The 2,821-nt window shown below is 58.8% G+C and carries 4 protein-coding genes; 1 reads left to right on the top strand and 3 read right to left on the bottom strand.

Going from position 1 to position 2,821, the window contains the following annotated elements:
- Window positions 1-337: 337 nt before the first annotated feature.
- The 3 genes from AWB65_RS34485 to AWB65_RS34475 form a co-directional block, all read right to left on the bottom strand.
- Window positions 338-910 carry a hypothetical protein gene (locus AWB65_RS34485; RefSeq protein WP_087671215.1) on the bottom strand — a complete coding sequence of 191 codons (573 nt, stop codon included), beginning with the start codon at window positions 908-910 and terminating at the stop codon, window positions 338-340.
- A gap of 76 nt (window positions 911-986) precedes the next feature.
- Entirely contained in the window at window positions 987-1,541 is a 555-nt protein-coding gene (locus tag AWB65_RS34480) for a hypothetical protein (protein WP_087660743.1), read from the bottom strand.
- A 40-nt stretch (window positions 1,542-1,581) separates the two neighbouring features.
- Entirely contained in the window at window positions 1,582-2,148 is a 567-nt protein-coding gene (locus AWB65_RS34475; protein ID WP_087660742.1) for a hypothetical protein, read from the bottom strand.
- 441 nt (window positions 2,149-2,589) lie between these two features.
- Between AWB65_RS34475 and AWB65_RS37545 the strand changes: the two genes are divergently transcribed.
- On the top strand, window positions 2,590-2,821 hold a 232-nt coding region (locus AWB65_RS37545; RefSeq protein WP_235008099.1), incomplete at its 3' end, for a hypothetical protein.

Genomic DNA, 2,821 nt, shown 5'->3' with positions numbered 1-2,821 from the left:
GGTTGCTTCCGGCTGGAGCGGTTGCCGGGTGGGACTTGCACCCACTGGAAAGCGCCACCTTTTCACGGCGCACACCCATGAGCGGCCTTTCGGGCGCGTTTTCCCACTTCTTTGAAGAGGCCGTTGAGCCTCCCTATCCAGTCGTCCGATCCTCAATCGAACAGCGTGCAAGTCGTCAATGACTACGCGGCTTCCAGGGCAACGTTTCTGCTCGGTCAACGCGCGCCTACCTTCGCGATTAGTTCGAGCAACAAGACGATTCGGTAGTGAACACGTCCGGAGGTTCGAAGGCGCGGCCGTTCGGCTCTGTTGGTGCCCGTTGCGAATGCCTGAGCGTTCAATAGTGGATCGCCAGCGGCTCAGGGTAGTCGTCTGTCAGCGTGTAGACCGCCTCGACGCCCCACGCCTCTGCCGTGAAAGGTTGCGGGCCGGCATGACCTCCCGGGTAGGTATAACAGAAGCCGTGCGACGAATCTGAGTGAACTACTATCTTCGTGGTCGGGCCGTCGGGCGCGAGGTAAAGGGTGACCCTCGCGCCCACTCTGTCCAGAGTCGATGGCCTCAATACGGGCGAAGCATTGACGATGGCGGGGGGGCCGCTGCAGTCTGTGGTCGGGTACGAAAGCCCGCCTGCCGACCACGCGTATTTCGACGCATGCCAGCCAGACTCATCGAAGGGTCGTGTGACACCAACGAATGTTCGCGCGCCTCTGACTGTCAGGATCACGCCTTCGCCGAGGCTCTCAATTGTCAGCGGGCCAACGACTTTCCCGTTGGCGTCGAAAACCTTGAGGACTTTCTGCCCGTGCAGTCGGTCATCGCCGTGGGCGCCACGTCCGTCGTGGTCGCTGCCGGATACCGCCGGCGTTGCGAAGAACAGGAGAGTAACGACAAAAAGCAATTTGCACATTCAAGTCTCCCGTCAATAAGAGTCTTTTGACCCCAGCCCGCCTTGCCCCGGGTGTCAGAACGACTTAACTGATGTGTCACCGGACGGTCAGCGGCTCCGGGTAGTGCTGGGTGAGCGGGAAGCTGCTCTCAGGCGTCCAGCCTTCCTCTCGATCAACGGGCGTCAAGGTTGCGCATGGGCCCTCGACGAACCGCTCAGAGCGAACCAAAGGTGCAAAGTCGGACGAGAAAGAGTCGGGCGCAATGTACAGCGTCGCTTCGCCACCCTGCCGCACGATGGTGGCAGGGCGTAAGGTACCGGTTAGCTCACCGCGTATGAACGGCGTGCCACTGCAGTCGCTTGTTCGAAATGAATTCCCATAAGAAACGCCGCCCCAGACGTACTGCGACGCCAGGGTATGGCCGTCGGCTCCGCTCGCGCGGTGGATCGGTACAAATACGATCGCGCCATTTACCGTCAGCTCGACACCACCGGACTTTAAAGGGCCGACAAATCTCCCGTGCGCATCGACAATTGCCAGAAAGCGACGTTCGCCTCCATGCCATGTACGTGAATCGTCGGCCGTACCGCGGCCGTTCCATAGCGATGCAACGGCAATCAGGATCACCGCAGTCTTGAGCGAAGCTTGCACTAAGATCTCCTTCCCGGCACTCGGAGTAGCGTCATCGCATTCAGTAGCGAACGGTAAGCGGCTCCGGATAGTATTGCATTAGCGCATAGGCAGACGCGGCCATCCAGACCGGCACTCCTAGAAGGGCATACGCGGTGCATTGACCTGGCGCGATAGAGTAGGATCTCAGGTCGGCGGAAGCCGTGTAGGTATCGGAAGCAATGTAGGCCGTCACATCGGCGCCGCGTCGTACAACTTCGACCGGTCTCAGCACGGCAAAGATGTCGCCGACTGCTGGAGGGCCGTTGCAATCAGTTCTCGGGTACCACGGCTTTCCTTCCGCCCATGCATATTGGGAGGACGAAATGTGACCGCCGCTATCCGTCATCCGTTTTATCGGGACGACAACAGTCGTGCCGTTGGCACTGGTGACTACACCACTCGAGAATGAAGCCGTAACGAGCGGGCCAACCACCGTGCCCCTGCTGTCGAATACCCGCAGCTTCCGAGAACCATCGTGGCGATCGCCGTCGCTGTCACGGCCTCCACCGCCGTTCCCCAGTGTGATCGACGTGAAAGTCAGCAAGGCAAGGCAGGCAAAAGAAGACTTTAGCAAGTCGAATCTCATGGTGTCGGATCGTACATGTGCTGACCGTTGGTCAAGTGTTGGTAGTCGTTTGCAACGTAACGTTCACCGTCGCTGGAGAGTCGCCAAGCACGTGCACAAGGCTCTCTGTCGATCACGACGCAACGGCAGGCGGGGAGTGTCATTTGGTTGCAATATAGAACTCGCGCGACGACTAAGCAAACGGAAATCGGCGCGAGAACGACTTAATTCACCTCGGCGTTACACCATCGATTTGCGACAAGCACGACTTGCCCTTAAAACGCTCTGAAGTGACAGTAAAGGATAGTGCACAGAATCGCGCGCGGCGGCCCGGCAAAGCGGGCGGTGTTCTCGCTGCCAGCGGCCGACCGTCGCGTACGACATAATCGGACAATGTGGGAAATGGAAGTCTCACGGACGACTAAAGTGCCAGCCAGCGCATATCATGAGTTAAGGTCGTCGATGGAAATCGATGCGCATTATGTTGTATCCGCTGCAGGGGGAGCTATGCCCACCTTCGAGCCCGTTCCAATGCCTATGCGCATACCGGCGATAGTTGTCATCAACTGGCGCCACACCCCTCGCTTCCGGATTCTTTCCGCAATGCTGTATGCCATCTTGCAATTACCCACACTCGTCCTGCGCGAGTTCATATCCCAGCTGAATGTCAATCAGACGGCGCATACCGCGCCAC

This window comes from Caballeronia humi (assembly GCF_001544475.1).
Lineage (GTDB): Bacteria > Pseudomonadota > Gammaproteobacteria > Burkholderiales > Burkholderiaceae > Caballeronia > Caballeronia humi.
Note: the sequence above shows the minus strand (reverse complement) of the source record. Positions and strands in the feature narration are given on the sequence as shown.

Excerpts from the sequence above, each read along its gene's own strand:
- AWB65_RS34475 (WP_087660742.1), bottom strand. The coding sequence starts at position 2,148 with ATGAGATTCGACTTGCTAAAGTCTTCTTTTGCCTGCCTTGCCTTGCTG.
- AWB65_RS34485 (WP_087671215.1), bottom strand. The coding sequence starts at position 910 with ATGTGCAAATTGCTTTTTGTCGTTACTCTCCTGTTCTTCGCAACGCCG.